The sequence below is a fragment of the Sphaerimonospora cavernae genome, from assembly GCF_042435035.1.
Taxonomy (GTDB): domain Bacteria; phylum Actinomycetota; class Actinomycetes; order Streptosporangiales; family Streptosporangiaceae; genus Sphaerimonospora; species Sphaerimonospora cavernae.
Genome location: NZ_JBHMQT010000006.1, coordinates 84,362 through 101,093, shown reverse-complemented (window position 1 = coordinate 101,093; position 16,732 = coordinate 84,362). Strand labels below are relative to the sequence as shown.

Below are 16,732 nucleotides of genomic sequence, written 5' to 3'. Positions count from 1 at the left end.
CCGACGGCGTGGCGGCCGTTAGAAGGGGTCGTTCATGCTGGAGTTGCAGGCACTGCCGCTGCAGCTTGCGCCGCAGTTGTCGCTGGTGTCGCAGGACAGCTTGGCGATCGGGTAAGTCGCCTCGACCACCTTCATGTCCAGTTCGAACTCGGCGTCCAGGTCGGCGACGTCGAGGGGGACGTCCTCGACGAGCGCGGCCGGGCTTGGGACCATTGCGATCACTCTCCTTACTCGGTGGGCAGTGAGGGGGTACGGCCTGGCCGGCGCAGCGGGATCAGCCCGCGGCAGGCCAGGAGATCGTGATGCGGCTGTGCCGCTTGTCGGTGATTAGGACGTTCTCCGGCTTGCCGTCCGGGCTGGCGTTCAGGAGGTCGTCCGAGGTGTCGATCGGCCAGACGGCGAATTGAGGGCCGGGTCCGTGTCGCTGGTCGCGGTCCCAGGTGCGGATCTGGTCGGCCATCGTCTCGGCGATCTGCTTGGCATGGGGCCCGAAGGCGTGCACTCCGAACTCGGACATCCCGTCGGGTCCGACAGGGCGCAGCGCGAGGTAGGCGAAAGAGTCGCCGTCGACCATGGCCAGGTTGAACCATCGGTTGCCCGGGGCCACCAGGATGCCGTCAGCTTCGTCGCCGCTGGCGGCCAGCAGGCAGAACCCGGCCAAGGTGGTGGCCAGCCACAGCTGCAGTGTCGCGAACGACTCCCCGCGCCCGGCCGTCACGCCGGTCCACACCTCGATCCGTTCGGTGCGCAGCACCCCGTCCAGCAGGTGCGGGTTCTCGGGGAAGCCGTCGTCGAAGCGCAGGGCGATCTCCTCGCCGCGCAGCAACAGCAGGCGCTCATGGTGGGCGCCGTCGCCCTGCATCTTGACGAATCCGCAGATCATGGCCGACTGCGCCACCAGGTGGTCGCCGTCACGGTCCAGAGCGAGAGACCGAGTCAGGCCCCGTATCCGCAGCGGTACGACGATCCGCCCGCCCGGGGCCAGTTGCTCACGCCAGGCCGGCGGGATGTCCCAGGCGCCGACCGTGACAAGGATCCGGTCGTACGGTGCGAACTCCGGCACTCCGGCTTCGGCGTCGGCCAGCACGACGTTCACTCGGGAGTACCCGGCCGCCTGCAGGAACCTGGCCGCCCGGTCGGTGACGTCGGGGTCGATGTCCACGGTGGTGACCTGGCCGGTGGGGCCGACCAGCTCGCTGATCAGCGCGGCGTTGAACCCTCCGGAGCCGATCTCCAGAACCCGCATGTCCGAGCCGATGGCCGCCTGTTCCAGCATGAACGCCTGGATCTCCGGGGCGGACACCGTGCTGATCGGGGTGCCGTGCTCGTTCCGCTTGACGACCACGATGTCCTGGGCGTAGGCCTCCTCCAGGCTCGCCTCGGGGGCGAACATGTGTCGGGGAACCGTACGGAACGCTGTCTCGACTTCGGCGGAGGTGATGTGTCCGGCGGCGACGAGCTCGTCTACGAGTCGACCGCGCAGCTCGGCGGCGCGTCGGGTGTCAGCGGCGTCGTCTTTCCTGTCTTCACTCACGCGGTTGTCCTCGTTGTTGTACCGATGGGGTGGAAGGTGGAGGGGCTTGCGCGGGGCGGGCCCCGGCTCGTTCATCGTGAGCCGGTTCACGGGTCGGCGCGGCCGACTTCGGCCAGGACGCGTTCGATCCGGTCGACAGCGGTGGAGATGTCGTTGACGGGGGCGATGAGCTGGGGCCAGGGGAAGTAGAAGGCCCAGACCCCATCGGCCTCCTGAGCAGCGAGCACCTTCTCCGCCAGGACAGGCGCCGCGAGGTTGATGACCTCCAAGTGCGGCGCGCGGCCCGGCGGAGCATGCACCCGTACGGCGAAGCGACGCGCCTCCAGCTCCGCCATGAGCTTCTCCAGATGCTCGATGGCCTGCTTGGGATCGGTCGTCATGACGATGAACTCCGGTTCGGGGGTGATCCAGGTAGGTCGGGCGGAACAGGTCAACTTTCCGCTCCCGGCTGCCGATGAGGAACGCCGTACAGCGGGGCAGTCCGGGGGCAGATTGGGGGCAGATTCGCCAGACAAGGCGGTGACTGTGTGCGACCATGACGGCGCGCCGCCCCCCGAGAGGAGAGCCGCCATGCCCGAGCCCAACGACCGGCTCCGCCATGCCCGTGAACAGCGCGAATCTCCCCATGTGCCCGGTGAGCCCATGTCACGCCAGGAGCTGGCCGACCTGGTCAACGCCTGGATTCACGAGCATCTGGGACGAGTCGCGTGCCTGACCGCGAACTACGTCGGCAAGCTGGAACGAGGGCTCGTGAGCTGGCCGAACTCCGACTACCGGGCAGCCCTGCGGCACATCCTGAAGGCTCGTACCGACGGAGATCTGGGATTTCACCGCCCTCGCCGACAGGCACCGGTCGGGGTTAGCGTTTCCGGTGTGGACCGTAAAGCCTTCCTCCGTACGGCCCTTGGCACCGCTCTGACCATTCCCCTCACCAACCTGCTGACCTCCGTCGAGGCGGCAGCGCTGCCTGCCGTGGTCGGCGAGCAGGACATCCAGGAGATCCGCACGATCGCGTCCGTCTTCGCCACCTGGGACCACACCTACGGCGGGAGCCTGGTGCGGGAGGCCGTCAACGCACAGCTACGGCAGTCGGTCGCGCTGCTGGAGAAGGCCCGCTGCCCGGCGCGGCTCCATGACGACCTGTACGCGGCCGTGGGATTCCTCGGCCACGCGGCCGGGTTCATGGCGTTCGACGCCTACGCGCACGACGACGCGCGGCGCATGTTCCGCCTGGCCCTGGCCTGCGCGGAGGAGGCAGGCGACTGGCACCTGCGGGCGAAGGTGATGTCCAGCATGGCCCGCCAGGCCATCTGGTGCGGCGACCCCGACACCGGCCTGACCCTGGTGGAAATGGCCCTGGTCCGCTCCGACAAGCTGACCCCTGCCGAACGCGCCATGCTGCTGTCGGCCCGCGCCCGTGCCCTGGCCAAACTCGGCCGGCACCAGGACACCCTGACCACGGTCGGGCTGGCCGATGAAGCGTTCACCCGGATCCGGCCGAACGAGGAAGCGCCGTGGATGCGCTACTACGACGCCGCCCAGCACGCCGGCGACACCGGACATGCGCTGTTCGACCTCTCAATACGCAGCAGGTCACCCGACGAGGCGGCCCGACGGCTCGCAGCTGCGGTAGCTGGCCACGCCCCCGCCTACGTCCGGTCCCGCGCGATCAGCGGCATCAAGCTCGCCACCCTTACCATGGCCACCGGCGATCCCGACGAGGCCGCTGCCATCGGCGCACATGCCGTTCGCGACGCCGGCGCCATCCGGTCCCGGCGCGCCGCAGACGACCTACGCGAGCTCCACCGCACCGCCGTACCCCACCAGCGCCGCGGCTCGGTTGCCGAACTCCGGCACAGCATCAAGGAGGCCATACAGGCGTGACCGGCTCCTCCGACGCCCCAGCTCGGCTCGTGCTGGAAGAGGCCTGCCTGCAGGCTGGCCTTGACGCCGGCAATGCCGTGCTGGTCCGCCACAGTGAGAACACCATCTACCGGCTGGGGGCGGGGGTCATCGCCAGGGTGACTCGCCCGGGCCAGGCCCCGGCCGCCGCTCGCGAGGTCGGCATCGCCCGATGGCTCGAGGCCTCCGGTGTGCCCGCTGTACAGGTACTCCCGGACGTGGCCCAGCCCGTCGACGTCGACGGCAGGGCCGTGACGTTCTGGCGCGAGCTGCCGCCGCACCGGAACGGTACGGCACGGCAGGTCGCGACCGCTCTGCGGCGCCTACACGACTTGCCGATTCCTCCCGGCATCGACATCGCCCCACTGGACCCGTTCGTACGGCTCGCCGAGCGGATCGACCGGGCACGCACGCTGCCGGAGCCCGATCGCGCCTGGATGCACGACCACCTGAAGCATCTGATGGAGCGCTACGCCGAGCTGCCGCCCGGCCGACCGGAGTGCGTGGTCCACGGGGATGCCTGGGTGGGCAACGTCGTGTCCACCGAGGGCGGCCAGGTCGTGCTGCTGGACCTGGAACGCTGCTCGGTTGGCCCGCCGGAGTGGGACCTGGTATCTACGGCGGTGAAGGTGTTCTCGCTCGGAGGCATCCCGGTCGAGGACTACGTAGACTTCGTCGGCGTCTACGGGTACGACGTCACCACCTGGGAGGGATTCGAGACCCTGCGGGACATCCGCGAGTTCCGCATGACTTGCATGGCCGCCCAGGTAGCCGCAGAGAACCCGGCCCGCCACGGTGAAGTCGTACGGCGCCTGGCCTCCATCCGTGGCGAGCGAGGTCCGCGCCCCTGGCCTGACTGGCGTCCAGTTCCGTAACAAGGTCTCACGCCCGCCCAGACTGCGTTGATCACCATGTTGCACGACAGGGAGGTCGCCGCCTACCTTGAGCGCTACCCGGACGAGGCCGCGCTGCTGTCCGAGCCGGTGCGACTGCTGTCTCAGGGAAGGGATTTCGCCTCGCGGCGGACTTTCCCGATGCACGTGACCGTCGGTGCGCTGCTGGTCCGCGGTAACGCTGAGATCCTGCTTGTCGAGCACCGCGCGTATGGGATCACGTTGCAGCCCGGGGGTCACCTCGAGCCGACCGATACCACGCTGATCGCCGCGGCAGTGCGCTTCTCCGAGCTAGCAAACGATCATGATTTGGTGTCGCCGAAGGCGGCTTGAACTGGCTCAGTGGCGATGAGGAGCGGAGGGGGGAGTGTTCTGCGGAGCTGCGGCGGCACCTACCTGGTTGGATCAACGCCTGTTGCATTTACTGGCATTAGAGAAGGAGTCCCCGTGGCGGTCGCTATGCGGGAAGTGCAGGAAGCGCTCTTGGCCTATCTTGCCGCCTATCCGGATGAGCTGCAGGACCTTGAGATCGCTGTCCGCGCGCTCCTCGATGGCGTGGATATCACCCCCCGTTCCCACTTTCAGGGTCATGTCACGTGCAGTGTGGCGGCCATCAATCCCAGCGGGCTGATGCTGGAGGTCCATCACCGGTTCCTCAATCTGTGGTTGCCACCTGGGGGTCATTTGGACCCTTGCGATGGTTCCCTACTCGACGCTGGGCTGAGGGAACTGTGTGAGGAGACCGGTATTCGCCCCGCCGATACCTCGCCGGCCGCGGCAGGCCCGGTCGAGGTGTTGCTAGGCGACGTCCCCGCTCGGCCCAGCCGAGACGAGCCTGCGCACTGGCATCTGGACTTCGCCTTCGCCGTTCACGTAGACGCTGCCCAGACCCTGCGGCCAGACATCAGCGAGATCAATGGCATCCGGTGGACGCCTGTGCATGCGATCAAGGCCGGAGAACGGCTGTCCGGCAGACTCGCAGCCCTACTTGGCTACTCGGATCCGGGTGTGACAGTGGACGGCAGCGCTGGCGCCGGTGGCCTCTAGGTCCAGCTTGTCAGCTGAGAAGGCCCAGGGTATCCGGAGGAAACCGCTGGGCCATGATGTCGTGCAGGCTCAGCGATTCCGGTGCCTGGTCGGGTCGGGTCTTCCCCACGTTCGTGCCCTCCCTTACGAGGCGCCTCGATCACCATGCGATGGTCAACCGGGTGTCTGGCCTGTCGATGCGGTATCCGGAGGCGAGATGCTCTTCGGGCGTCTCGGCTGGATAGGCGGTGATGACGGGCTGGGCAGGCCGCTGACGGTTCCACTGGTGCAGCAGGTCGGCGGTTTCATCGGTCAACTGGCGGCTGTCCGGACCGTGGGCGATCACGCCGAGTTCGTCGACGCCGCTGCCGTGCGGGCGCAGCGTGAGGTAGGCGATGGTCCCGCCGTCGTGCAGGGCCGCGCCTGCCCAGCGCAGGGCCGGGGCAACCAGGCCGCTGTCACGTGCTTGCGATCCGGAGGAAAGGCGGGCGAAGCGGCTGCCGGTGGTGACCAGCCACAGATCGAGGTGCTCGACCGGCTCATCGTCGTGGATCTCGATGCCAGTCCAGTGCCCATGTGCTGGATAGGCGAGGGCCCGGCCCAGCGCTGCCTCGTCGCCGAGGTCTCCGGCATCGAGGTGGAGGACGACGTTATCGGCGAGTTGAAGGGAGCGTCCGCCGTAGAACGCGGTGCCGCGCATGGGCACGAACCCGCAGACCAGAGCCGATCTGCTGACCATCCGGTCCGGCTGCTGGAGGTCGAACGCGATGGAGCGGGTCAGGCCGCTGTCGTGCAGGCGCAGTGGCACCACCAGCCGCCCACCGGCGGCGAGCTGCTGCCACCATGCCGTGGACAGATCCCCCGCCCCCGCGGTGGCGATGACCCGGTCGTACGGCGCGCGGGCGGGGTAGCCGCTCGCGCCGTCCGCGCAGACAACCTCGACCTGGTGATATCCGGCCGCGGCCAGGGCAGCGCGGGCTCCATCAGCCAGGTCACCGTCGATCTCGATGGTGACGACCTGGCCGCTCCGACCGACCAGCTCGGCCAGCAGGGCGGCGTTGATGCCGGTAGCGGCACCGATCTCCATCACTCGGTGGCCGGGCCGGAGATCAAGCTGCTCCAGCATCGCTGCCACCAGATCGGGTGAGGAGGCCGACGACAGGGCGGTCCCATCGTCGCCGCGCTTGATGATGACGGGACGGCGAGCATATGCCGTCGGCAGGTCCACATCAGGTAGGAACAGGTGCCGCGGTATCGCGCGGAATGCGGCCTCGACTTGGGCAGATCGGAGTTTTCCGAGATCGCGGATTTGCTCGATCAGGGCATCCCGCAGCTGCTCGGCGTCTGGGATTGTGTTGGCGATGTCGGATGTCACCGCGCTCAGCGTAGTAGGCGAGGGTGAGGGGAGATGAGAGATCGGCGCGGCTCGGTGGAAGCGTTCTTGCCGGAAGACGACCTCGGCCGCTGCCGCTGCCAGAAGGGCTTGCTGCTGAACATGAATGCCCACCCGGTTCCAGGCGAACAGGACGTGATGGGCGAGTACCGCGCGTAGGGCCTGAGGAGTTCTCCCATCTGCTGGTCAAGTGGTCGGCCACCGGCACCTTCGTCCGCCGCAACCACCGCCGCCCGAACCAACTCGGCAGTCCTTCCCCGCCTGCGATGCTGACGCGGATGACATCACCATGAGCACACGAGGAGCCCGCGATGATCGTCTTTCTCAACGGACCCTTCGGCGGAGGCAAGACCTCCGTCGCCGACAAACTCCTGCCGCGAATCCCGGGCAGCACGCTCTTCGACCCCGAAGAAGTCGGCTTCATGCTCCGGACGATCCTGCCCGGACGAGAGAAGGACTTCCAGGACCTCCCGCCCTGGCGACCCCTGGTCGCCGCCACAGCCGCCGAGATCCTCGCCTACACCGGCGGTACGCTCATCGCCCCCATGAGCCTGCTCCGCAGGGACTACGCTCACGAGATCTTCTCCGCGCTCGACAAACACGGCATCACCGTCTGCCACATCGTCCTGCACGCCGACACCGCCACCGTGCGACATCGCATCACAGGCCATTCGATGTTCCCAGACGACCCCGTTCGATCGCAGCGGGTAATCGACTTCCGGCTGGAGAACCTGCCCCGCTACGACGAGGCGTACGACCAATGGCTCACCGAGGAAGCGCACGTCATCGACACCACCACGCTCACCCCGGCCCAGGCCGCCGATCTCGCACTACAGATCATCGGTGACGCATCCAGCCATGAACCTCGCTGACGCGCCGGGGCGCGCGGCAATGAGCAGCCGTCATCCCCTGGGATCCGGCCGCCTTTCCACGGAGGGAGGCAGCCGACGTGTCTACCTGCCGGTCCTCCTCCCCAGCCTCTACTCTCACCCGAATGGAGACCGCCGTGACCCCGGCCACCGGCCCCGCCGAGCTGCGTGAAGCGCTCGTGACCCGCCTCATCGGCAGCGGCCACCTGCGCACCCCCGAAGCCATCGCCGCCTTCCGGAACACCGAACGCCACCGGTTCCTGCCCGGCGTCGACCTTCAGGCCGCGTACGTCGACGACGCCGTGCCCATCAAACACGACGAGACAGGCGAGATGATCTCCTGCATCTCCGCACCCTCGATCGTCGCCACCCAGCTGGAACAGCTGGGCGCCAAGCCCGGCCACAAAATCCTGGAAGCCGGGGCCGCCACCGGCTACAACGCACACCTGCTCAGCGAGCTCGTGACCCCCGGCGGCCACGTGTGGACCGTGGACGTCGACCAGGACCTCGTCGAGGGCACCCGAAAGAACCTCGCGCAGGCCGAGTCGTCGAACGTGACCGTCGTGCTGGCCGACGGCGCCGCCGGCCTTCCCGACCACGCCCCCTTCGATCGCATCCAGTTCACCGTCGGCGCCGGCGACATCCCCGTGAGGATCCTCGACCAGCTCGCCCCCGGCGGACGGCTGGTCATCCCGATGCGGATCCGCGGCAGCATCTCACGATCCTTCGCCTTCGAACGCGATGGCGACGCCTGGAAGGCCGTCTCGTGCGAGATGGCGACGTTCGTGCCCCTGCGCAAGGGCGTCTGCGACGACATCTACACCCTCGTGTCCATGGCTGGGGAGGGGAACGTGCGCCTGGAGACCTTCAGCGAGCAGGACGTGGACCGCGAGGCGATGTGCACCGTCCTGGACCAGCCGCAGGCCAAGGTCTACTCCGGTGTGAAGTTCCGTCAGGGGGACCCCTGGCAGTGGCTGTACCTGTACCTGGCGTGTGTGCTGCCCAACGGACTGTCCCGCATGCCTGGGTCCCGCCCCGGCTTCACCCCGCACTTCGGCTGGGGCTCCATGGCCGCGCTCGACGGCGACACCCTGGCCTACCTGACCGTCCGCGAAGGCGAGGACGAGCAGGGCAGGTTCTGGGAGATCGGCGTCATCGGCCACGGCCGGCGCGCCGCCGACCTCGCCGACCAGGTCGCCACCGAGATCGGCGAATGGGACCGCGGTTGGGGCAATACCGCCCCGGAACCCGGCTTCCGCATGGCCGTAGGCGATGCCCGCGACCAGCTGACGGCCGCCGAAGGGCGCTTCGTCATCGACAAGACCTACAGCCGTCTGGTCGTCGACTGGCCGCGCAGGAGCTGAGCCGATGATCTCCGCGATAGCCGCCCGTATCCCGCTGGTCAGCCGTCCCAAGGCTGCCGGGCTGCCCCTGGCCGAACGCATCACTCACCTCACCGAGCTGACCGTCGAGCCCGCCGGAGCGAGCCACCGCGATCTGGTGGCCCGCGCCAGCGGGGTCCTCAACTACGCCGCGCTGATCGCCTCCGACGTCGCGATGCCCGACCTGGCCCCACAGCTACGCTGGAGGAAGCACCAGGTCTTCGCCGAAGCGCCGCAGCGCAGCTGCGATTTCAAGTCATACACCAGCCCGAGTCGCAGCCGGAGTCGAGGGTTTCAGACGATGAAGGCGCCATCACCTGGATAGCGTTGTTGAGCGGAGTGCCGTAGCGGGTCAGGTAGGCGGCGTCCCGACCGAGCATGGCGCGCTTCTCGTTCAGCACAGCCTCGAGTTGCACGGACTTGGCGAACAGCTCGGGCTCATCGCGTCGCTGCTCTCGCCATGCGTCCACGGTCTTATATGGGCAGAAGAAGCATGCGCTCTTGGGAGGTACGGGCAGGCCGGCGGCGGAGATGATCTGCGCGCAGTCGTCCCGGCGAAGACCGAGATCCAGGAGAGGGTACTCGATCTGCTCATAAGGATCGCTTCGGCGCTTGTTGGCTCGATGAATCTCGTCCAGAGAGATCCCGATGCCGAGCACCGCGGGACGATGTGCGGTCGCGCCGTGTTCACGCAGCCATCGGGCTACAACCTTGATCTTGAAGTCTGAGGTACAAGATCGGCGGCCGGGGGCGCCGTTGGCCATGCGCACGGGTATAGGGATTGATCGCAACTGAGGCTGGTGAAGGCGTTCCCAGAGAGTTTCGATGCTCCCGTCGCGGCGTCGGCGCTGTATCTCGTGGATCTCGATGCCGTGCTGCCGGGCATACGCCATGGCAACCTCACGGACGTAAGCGAGCGTTGCGGGGTGTTCGCTGTCATCGCCGACGTTTGCAAACAGGAACGTCGGAAAGTCGATCTGGCGTTGCGCGGCGAGCACCAGCAATGCGGTCGACTGAACTCCTCCCCCATACGAGACGACTCTCAGCGCCTCGGCTCGCTCGGGGTTCGCCGCGTCGTCTGGTTCACGGCCAGTGGCCGTCGTCCCTCCTGAATCAGGCATCTTCCACCTCCACGTTGACCATAATTTTTTATGGTCAACGTGGCAAGCGTTATCCACAATCACATGACTACAGCGACCGTTATGCGAAGAAAATGAGGAATCTGAGTACAGGCTGGTTATTGATTCGCGTCGTCTAGCGAATCACGCTCAGGCGGATCTTCCGGGGTTGGGACTGCCCAGTCGGATGGACGGGGCCGGATCTCGACCGCGTGACCGGCGTTCAGCACACTCCGAACGTAGGTTGTCGCGGCCACGCTTTGCTCACTCGTGAAGATCCGCTCCGCGGGGAGAACTCCTTGTTGCTCTGTGTCAGGCCGACGTGGCTGCCGGGATTTCGGTTGTGCTCTCTCCCCAGCTCGGATGCGGGCAATAGCGCCGGGGAAGACGGAACGGCCTCGCATCTCGGCGTCGGCAAGGATCTTCTCCACCTTCCACAGTGGTGAGCCCGACAGGACGAGATCGGGATCGGGGAGAGTGCCGCGGTTGCGCCACTGCCCAATGACGGAACTCGTCTTGTCGAAGATCCAGGAGACCTCCTGAAGCCCGATCAAGGGTGGCGGTTCCTCCAGAACATGCGCGACATAGCCGCCGGGGATGCCCGCCTTGTAGTCGGCGAGTCGATGCTCGTCCACTTCCCGCTGACCTGGCTTCACGAGGGCGAGGACCGTAGGTAACAGCCAGTAGGGGCTCCCGGAGATCACCGTATCGGGTTCTCTCAGGAGCGTTCTTTTGCGCCACTGCAGTGGGGCGTCACGTGCCACTCGGAAGAGGTGAGCGATCTCGTGGTAGCCCAGCAGGTATGGGATCTGCCCGGTGCTCATGGCCGCCTTCACCCCAACGCTGCTTCGAGCCTCACCATCCTCTGCTGAGGAAAACAGTAGCGTGCCTTGTCCGTAGGCTGCGGTGATGCGTCGCTCGCATCTGTCTGACGAGTCGCGTTTCAAGGAAGGTCAATGGGCGGACAGAGGGGGGCTACGGGGGTACCGTGAGCTTTGATCCCTCCCCCTGCGGCGGAGGAGGGATCAAAGCTCACGTCGCGTCACAGGTGGCAGACGGCGCATCCAACCTGGTCGTCGTCTTCGTCGAGGGCGTCGGAGAGGATCTCTAAGAGGGGGCGGTTGGGCTTGGTGCGCTTGGCAGCCCGTTCCATGGCAGCGCGGTGCTTGTCCTCGATCTCCTCGCGTCGGTCGATCAGTTCCTCCAGCGATTCGCCCTGGGACCAGGTGTACTTGCGGTCCTTCATCGCCGTCTGCTGGTAGTTGACCTTCTGCTCATAGGCGACGGCCTTCTCGAACAGCTCGGGATGCCGGTCCTTGAGGCCGACCCACTCGTGCTTGCGTTGGAAGAAGCAGAAGTAGCAGCCGGAGCGGGTGCGCCACTCGTAGTAGGCCGGCAGTCCGATGCCGGCTTCGTCAAGGATGCGATCAACGCCGGCGCGGTCGATCCCATCTTCTCTGAAGGGGAAGACCGCTTTGATGTTCGGCTTGGTGCTGACGTATCCGAGTCGGTTCTCATCGGCGCGAATGGCCACGTAGGAGATGACGTCATCATCGCCGACCCACGCCTCCAGCGGCTTGATCTTGAGGTTCTTGGTGCACCAGCGCATCTGCGGGCTAGGCAGGGTCCCCTGGTAGACCTCAAGCCAGTGGTCGAAATCGCGGGTGGAGTTGAGACGCTCGATCGGTTTGCCCAGTGCGGCCTCAAGTCGGTTGAGGTACTCGTAGGTCTCCGGAAGCTCTGCGCCGGTGTCGCAGAAGAAATACTCCATCTCCGGAACACGGTCGCGCATATAGATGGCCAGCGCAGAAGAGTCCTTGCCCCCGGAGATGCCAAGGACGTGGCGCGTCTTTCCGTTTGAGCCGTTCGTCTCGGTCACAGCTCCTCCTTCCGTAGGGGGACATGGTCGGAGTTCGTCGCGGCGAGCCGCTCAGCTAGGGCGGCGAGCAGGATGCGGGCACCGCCGGGGCCTAGCTGTTGCTCAGCCTGCCGCATGACACTGACAACCAGGCCGTCGACGGTCTTCCTGACGTCCTTGGGCACGTGGATGAGCGTGCGCTGCTCGGTTCCCTGGGGTGTGGTGAGAGTGAGCAGGTGGGTCTCGATCTGCTTGGGCTCTGCCTTGCCCTGATCGGTCTGCGGCTCTTGCGCCTCGTAAAGGTGGCCGACGCGATCGAGTCGGCGGGCCATGTCTTTGACGCGCCGGGGAAAGTTGGCGAGGTCCTGGTCGGTCCAGTCGCCCAGGGCCTTGTTGGTGAGCCGAATGATGATCGGGTCGAGCCAGTCTTCGTCCGGCAAGCTCGTGTTGAGCACGCGCGAGATGAATCCCTGCAGATCTACTTCGAGCGGGGCGGTGGCGAACCCACCCAGTGCCTCCGTCAAGCCTGCGCGCAACTGTTCGAGATCGCCGGAGATGCCAAACGCCTCACCGATCGCTGCCGCCACGTCCCGCCGCAGCACGGCACTCGCACCCGAAATAGTGTCCAGTGCGTTGGTCAAGCCAGCAACGAATGATCGGGCTGCCTGCTTGTTCTGAGGTGCGGCGGCGGGAATCGGCTCGAAGCCGAGCGCCTGTGGAAGGGTACTGAAAACAAGCTCGTCGGGATCGGTCGCCGAGGAGAGCACCTGCCGGACCTTCAGAGCTTGTGGAGAGAGCCGCCTGGTGTGGCGTGCGTAGGGGGTCAGCACCATGATCCGCTCCAGCATGGCTCGTGTCACCGCCAACAACTGCGGATTACGGGCCGTTCGAGAACGGGGGATATCCACGTTGAGAGCTGCAGCAAGTCCTTCGACAACCAGGTTGCGCTGTCCCTCCCCGACGGGCACAGACTTGACGGCGAAGCGGTCAGGTCCTCCAGGACTAAGGAGGCGTTCGATGATCTCCGGAGTGAGCCTCGGGCAGTAGTTTCCCTCCTCAAATAGTGCGACGTCTGAACCTCGCAAGATCAGGGCTGCCACGATCAGGATCGGAACGACGCCGGCTTTGACGCCGAATGGGGGCGCCATGAGCCGCTGGTAGATGTCAGCGAGGGGGGTGGCCTGGGTGGCATTGCTGAGTGAGTGCTCGAGGAACTCCCAGGCTGGCATGACTTCGGGGTGCTTTTGTGGATTCGGACGGGACACGCCGTGTGTGGCAATGCTTTCGGCTTGTATAGCTCCGTCTGTTTCATTGACGGCGCGGTGGAGCCCGAGGTATTCCACCACTCCGTGATACATTGCGCGCTCTTGCGAGTACTTGGCAGTGTCGTATCCAAGGACAGGCAGGCCAGTGTTGGTCAACAAGTCCGACAGGAGCACTCGGCGAGCCCGCGCACCGTTGCTGGTGAGTTCGTGACGGCCGGCCATTTCATTGCGAATGTGCGGTGTCTGGGAGTACACCCGGTCACAGGCGGCCGATACCAGTGCGGCGTAACTACGGGCCTCGATGGGCTCGCCCTGCTCGGTGCGGGTTCCTTCTCCGCTATGCCATAGGTGCCAGGTGGAGTGGACACTCCGAGGGTTGAACGCCTCGTCCAGCTGGGTGCCGATGGTGTAGGAGATCTCGGCGATGCGTTCATTGATCTCGATTTTCGCCACACGGTCGATGTCGACCTCGTGACGTAGGTCTTCAAGGGCCCTGAGGGTGATGCCTGCTTCCAAGATGGTCGCGGGGTCTTGGGTAGTCCCGATGAGCACAGGCAACGGTGAGCTGACCAGTGGCGGGGATCCGGGCTCGCCGAGATGGACGATCATCATGCCGTCGGTGGCGTCGCTGACTACGTCGGGACCGTCGAGTTTGTCGGTCTGGAGACTGATCGCGGTACGGAAGTACCGGAGCATGCCCGTGCGCTGCGTGTGCGCTCCTGCGACAACTTCAGTCGGCAATACGGTGGCCAGATGATCACTGAGGTAATCGATGACGTCACTGGGCGCAATATGGCGGGCCTTTTCCCTGACGCGGGCATCGATGTCAACGTCCGTGCCTTGCCAGATCCGGTACTCATCGTTGTAGGCCCTGTGCGTGAGGAAGCCGGATTCGACGAGGTGCTGTAGGCGCTGCCGCAGGTCATTGAAGCGTTCGGGATCCGAGGCGTCGACTGGGTTATGCAGAGCGAACTGGATCATTGCCGGGGTGGCACGCAGAAGGCCATCGACGTCGATGAGGTTCAGGATGCCGATCGCCTTGAGAAGGTTCCGATCTTCGGAGGGAAGTCCGTGCGCCTCGTTGAGTCGGGTGTCGACCTCCAGCCAGCGGCTGGCGTTGGTTGAGGCCAGGATGGTGGTGCGGCCAGAGGCGAAAAAGTAGTCATACAGTTGCGGCAGCCGGATGGTGGAGGCCCGTCCAGGTGCGGGGGTTGATGCCTCATCGAGGGTGCGGCGGACCGTGTTCGGCTCGTCGTTGGCCAGGAATCCAACGAGGCTGCGGTCATGTTGTCCGATCTGAAACGCCAGGAGTGGCGCTGCGACGGCTGTGAGGGGATGCAGGGGGTACAGATCGGCGAACATCTCCGGTGAGACGTGCACAACCGCGTTCAGCGCATGTTCTGTCCAAGCATCGGCAGCTGCTTGCGCCTGCTGGCGGATCAGACTCTGACCGGCCTCACCAACAGAGGACTGATCGAGGCGGCGACTAAGCAGGTGGACTGCATCGCCGAGATTCGGCGCGAAGGTGACGTCCTCGAAGCGGCCTTGAACCTTGGCCCATTCCTTGGTCTGGATAGCGCTGGATCGCGCAGCATAGTCGCTGAACGCCAGGTGCTGCAGGGTGACTATGAACAGTGGCAGCCCTGAGCGGCCGGCACCCTTCTCGGCGAGCATCTGCAGCAGAAATACATCGCTCTCGGCGTTGCCCGAGTCGCCTGTGGCAGCGAGGTATTCCAGCGACTTGCCGAACTCATCGATGATCAGCAGTACCGGGTGGCCCGTGTCGCATAGAGCAGTGAGTGCGGAGAGAAGGTCCTCCGTTCTCGGAACCTCTCGTTCCGCACACGTGTGAAGGGCCTGAGCGACCGCCTTCGGAGGCCGCCTCTTCCACTTACGCTCCGCCGCGATCTCCAGTGCGCGGTACACAGTAGCGGCGAGCGGCTCGCGGCGAGCGGTCGCCACCGCGCCCAGGAATCCCTTGGGGGAGAGAGCCTCACGCGCTTGGGCAAGGCGTGCGGCCAAGCTGGCGCTGGTGGCCTCCACGGCTATGCGAGCCTCGGCCTGCCTCTCAGTGTTATGTCCGAGGAAGGCGTCGAGCAGGTTCGACAGCGTCGACTTGCCCGAACCGTAAGGTCCGGTGAAGGACCAGGCGCGCGTCCGCCGCAGATCAGCGATCGCATTACCGACGCGATCCAGAACGTCCAGCGCTCTGGCTCCTACATAAGGGGAGTTCAAATGTGGCTCACGGACATCACGCTCCAGGTTGGTGGAGCGCAGTTCCGTACCGACCAGCTTGATTCCTGCTGGGAGCTGAACGATCGTTCGATCTTCAAGAGTGCCTCGAAGAGGGCGGTTCGCCGTGGTCACGCGTGCTCCTCGATCAGTTCCAGCGATTCAGCCGTCTCAGACTGTTTCTCGGCTTTGCGGCCTTTCCTGCCTTGGATAAGGCCCGGATAGCGCTGGATCCACTCTTCAGCGGTTGGGAAGCCCTCCTGGCGGCGGATGTGGCCGTAGTGCTGATCGAGCACATCCCAGGCCAGATTCTGTGGATCGACACTGAAAGATAGACTCTGCTGCCCCAGCGAGTCGGTGAGCTGCAGGTCGGCGCTGTCAGCGACGAGCGGCTCAATGGCCTTGATCAGGTCGGGTTCCCGAATGCGGAAGGCACGCCCCGGTGCACCCGGCTCGTTGGCTAGCCGTGCCAGTGAGATGGAGTTGCCGCCGGTGAAGTGCGAGGCATAGTCCAGGCACGCGTAGAGCAAGACGGCTGGTGACAGGTTGCCTCGGGGTCGGTTGGTGAAGCGCCATACGCGCTCCTTGGCCTTCCCCTGCCCCTCCAGCAGGCCAAGTTCCCGGAACGGGCTCATCAGCTGGTCTTCAAAGCTGCCCTGCGACAGTGGGTTAGGCTCCAAGTCTTGGGCATACATCTTGATCAGGCATTCGACATCACGCTTGATCGACTCCGCGGCCGGCACGTCATCCTCGGGATAGCTTTCGTTCACATACCGGGTGATCAACGTGATCATCTCTGCCGTAGTGACTTTGGAGAAGGGCGCCAGGTGGAACATCACGTACCAGCTTGGCACCATGCACTTGGCCCCATACCCGCCCTGCTCGCTGGACAGCAGCCACCAGTGCAGCAGCCAAAGGCTCCCAGTGTCTTCCAAGTAGGGGTCAGCACCGTGCTCTCCCAGCAGCCACTCAGCCCGCCATGTTGGAGAAGCGATATAGGCGCGATTCGCAGGGTCGTGGTGCGGATGCTCTCGGGTGAGCTTGAACGCCTGCATCCAGAACCGGATCGCGTTCACCATGTTCTTGCCGACCCCCAGGAGCACAGGGGCGTTGTCACGGTGGAAAATATCGCTGCCCCTCGTGCCGTCCCTCACAATCTCGGTGTGGGCCTTGTGAAGCCAGCCAAAGCGAGGAGCGAAAGTTTCGTGTCGCGAGAATTTCGGCTCGGTCACCTCGGCGAGCCGATTGTCAGACATGCGA

General features: G+C 65.5%; 16 protein-coding genes. 7 read left to right on the top strand and 9 right to left on the bottom strand.

Annotated features, from left to right (window positions below; translation table 11 throughout):
* Positions 1–18 precede the first annotated feature (18 nt).
* The 3 genes from ACFHYQ_RS05045 to ACFHYQ_RS05035 all read right to left on the bottom strand — a co-directional run bounded on the left by ACFHYQ_RS05045 (position 19) and on the right by ACFHYQ_RS05035 (position 1,968).
* A complete protein-coding gene (locus ACFHYQ_RS05045) occupies positions 19–213 on the bottom strand; it encodes an FxLD family lanthipeptide (protein WP_394299889.1) in 195 nt (64 codons plus the stop codon).
* Positions 214–274: 61 nt separating this feature from the next.
* A complete protein-coding gene (gene fxlM / locus ACFHYQ_RS05040) occupies positions 275–1,534 on the bottom strand; it encodes a methyltransferase, FxLD system (protein WP_394299888.1) in 1,260 nt (419 codons plus the stop codon).
* Positions 1,535–1,620: 86 nt separating this feature from the next.
* On the bottom strand, positions 1,621–1,968 hold the full coding sequence (locus tag ACFHYQ_RS05035) for a hypothetical protein (RefSeq protein WP_394299887.1): 348 nt from the start codon (positions 1,966–1,968) through the stop codon (positions 1,621–1,623).
* Positions 1,969–2,104: 136 nt separating this feature from the next.
* Between ACFHYQ_RS05035 and ACFHYQ_RS05030 the strand changes: the two genes are divergently transcribed.
* From ACFHYQ_RS05030 to ACFHYQ_RS05015, 4 genes are all read left to right on the top strand, one after another.
* A complete protein-coding gene (locus tag ACFHYQ_RS05030; RefSeq protein WP_394299886.1) occupies positions 2,105–3,418 on the top strand; it encodes an NsdA family TPR-like regulatory protein in 1,314 nt (437 codons plus the stop codon).
* Positions 3,415–4,311 (top strand): phosphotransferase, encoded by an 897-nt coding sequence (locus tag ACFHYQ_RS05025; protein ID WP_394299885.1) that lies wholly within the window; start codon positions 3,415–3,417, stop codon positions 4,309–4,311. Before ACFHYQ_RS05030 ends, ACFHYQ_RS05025 begins: the two co-directional genes overlap by 4 nt.
* Before the next feature lie 27 nt (positions 4,312–4,338).
* Positions 4,339–4,662: an NUDIX hydrolase gene (locus ACFHYQ_RS05020; RefSeq protein ID WP_394299884.1), complete on the top strand. Its 324-nt coding sequence runs from the start codon at positions 4,339–4,341 to the stop codon at positions 4,660–4,662.
* A 114-nt stretch (positions 4,663–4,776) separates the two neighbouring features.
* A complete protein-coding gene (locus ACFHYQ_RS05015) occupies positions 4,777–5,376 on the top strand; it encodes an NUDIX hydrolase (protein WP_394299883.1) in 600 nt (199 codons plus the stop codon).
* A 139-nt stretch (positions 5,377–5,515) separates the two neighbouring features.
* On the opposite strand, the gene fxlM (ACFHYQ_RS05010) is transcribed toward ACFHYQ_RS05015, so the two are convergent.
* Entirely contained in the window at positions 5,516–6,730 is a 1,215-nt protein-coding gene (gene fxlM, locus ACFHYQ_RS05010; protein ID WP_394299882.1) for a methyltransferase, FxLD system, read from the bottom strand.
* A gap of 329 nt (positions 6,731–7,059) precedes the next feature.
* Here fxlM (ACFHYQ_RS05010) and ACFHYQ_RS05005 point away from each other — a divergent pair, with 329 nt between their 5' ends.
* The 3 genes from ACFHYQ_RS05005 to ACFHYQ_RS04995 all read left to right on the top strand — a co-directional run bounded on the left by ACFHYQ_RS05005 (position 7,060) and on the right by ACFHYQ_RS04995 (position 9,324).
* On the top strand, positions 7,060–7,620 hold the full coding sequence (locus ACFHYQ_RS05005; RefSeq protein ID WP_394299881.1) for an AAA family ATPase: 561 nt from the start codon (positions 7,060–7,062) through the stop codon (positions 7,618–7,620).
* 122 nt (positions 7,621–7,742) lie between these two features.
* The gene (gene fxlM, locus ACFHYQ_RS05000) at positions 7,743–8,981 is read left to right on the top strand and encodes a methyltransferase, FxLD system (RefSeq protein ID WP_394299880.1); all 1,239 of its coding nucleotides are present in this window, start codon (positions 7,743–7,745) and stop codon (positions 8,979–8,981) included.
* Between the two features lie 4 nt (positions 8,982–8,985).
* Positions 8,986–9,324 carry a hypothetical protein gene (locus ACFHYQ_RS04995; protein WP_394299879.1) on the top strand — a complete coding sequence of 113 codons (339 nt, stop codon included), beginning with the start codon at positions 8,986–8,988 and terminating at the stop codon, positions 9,322–9,324.
* On the opposite strand, the gene ACFHYQ_RS04990 is transcribed toward ACFHYQ_RS04995, so the two are convergent.
* The 5 genes from ACFHYQ_RS04990 to ACFHYQ_RS04970 form a co-directional block, all read right to left on the bottom strand.
* A complete protein-coding gene (locus ACFHYQ_RS04990; protein WP_394299878.1) occupies positions 9,251–10,003 on the bottom strand; it encodes an adenine nucleotide alpha hydrolase family protein in 753 nt (250 codons plus the stop codon). The two genes, ACFHYQ_RS04995 and ACFHYQ_RS04990, sit on opposite strands and share 74 nt — an antisense overlap.
* Positions 10,004–10,236: 233 nt before the next feature.
* A complete protein-coding gene (locus ACFHYQ_RS04985) occupies positions 10,237–10,941 on the bottom strand; it encodes a hypothetical protein (RefSeq protein WP_394299877.1) in 705 nt (234 codons plus the stop codon).
* A gap of 218 nt (positions 10,942–11,159) precedes the next feature.
* On the bottom strand, positions 11,160–11,996 hold the full coding sequence (locus ACFHYQ_RS04980) for a phosphoadenosine phosphosulfate reductase domain-containing protein (protein WP_394299876.1): 837 nt from the start codon (positions 11,994–11,996) through the stop codon (positions 11,160–11,162).
* A complete protein-coding gene (locus ACFHYQ_RS04975) occupies positions 11,993–15,607 on the bottom strand; it encodes an ATP-binding protein (protein WP_394299875.1) in 3,615 nt (1,204 codons plus the stop codon). Before ACFHYQ_RS04975 ends, ACFHYQ_RS04980 begins: the two co-directional genes overlap by 4 nt.
* Positions 15,604–16,728: a DUF4007 family protein gene (locus ACFHYQ_RS04970; protein WP_394299874.1), complete on the bottom strand. Its 1,125-nt coding sequence runs from the start codon at positions 16,726–16,728 to the stop codon at positions 15,604–15,606. The genes ACFHYQ_RS04975 and ACFHYQ_RS04970 overlap by 4 nt, the downstream gene beginning before the upstream one ends.
* Positions 16,729–16,732: the final 4 nt, after the last annotated feature.

What these genes read in the sequence shown, in the direction of transcription:
- ACFHYQ_RS05045 (WP_394299889.1), bottom strand. Translation starts at nt 213, where the DNA reads ATGGTCCCAAGCCCGGCCGCGCTCGTCGAGGACGTCCCCCTCGACGTC.
- ACFHYQ_RS05030 (WP_394299886.1), top strand. Translation starts at nt 2,105, where the DNA reads ATGCCCGAGCCCAACGACCGGCTCCGCCATGCCCGTGAACAGCGCGAA.
- ACFHYQ_RS05005 (WP_394299881.1), top strand. Translation starts at nt 7,060, where the DNA reads ATGATCGTCTTTCTCAACGGACCCTTCGGCGGAGGCAAGACCTCCGTC.
- fxlM (WP_394299880.1), top strand. Translation starts at nt 7,743, where the DNA reads ATGGAGACCGCCGTGACCCCGGCCACCGGCCCCGCCGAGCTGCGTGAA.
- ACFHYQ_RS04995 (WP_394299879.1), top strand. Translation starts at nt 8,986, where the DNA reads ATGATCTCCGCGATAGCCGCCCGTATCCCGCTGGTCAGCCGTCCCAAG.
- ACFHYQ_RS04985 (WP_394299877.1), bottom strand. Translation starts at nt 10,941, where the DNA reads ATGAGCACCGGGCAGATCCCATACCTGCTGGGCTACCACGAGATCGCT.
- ACFHYQ_RS04970 (WP_394299874.1), bottom strand. Translation starts at nt 16,728, where the DNA reads ATGTCTGACAATCGGCTCGCCGAGGTGACCGAGCCGAAATTCTCGCGA.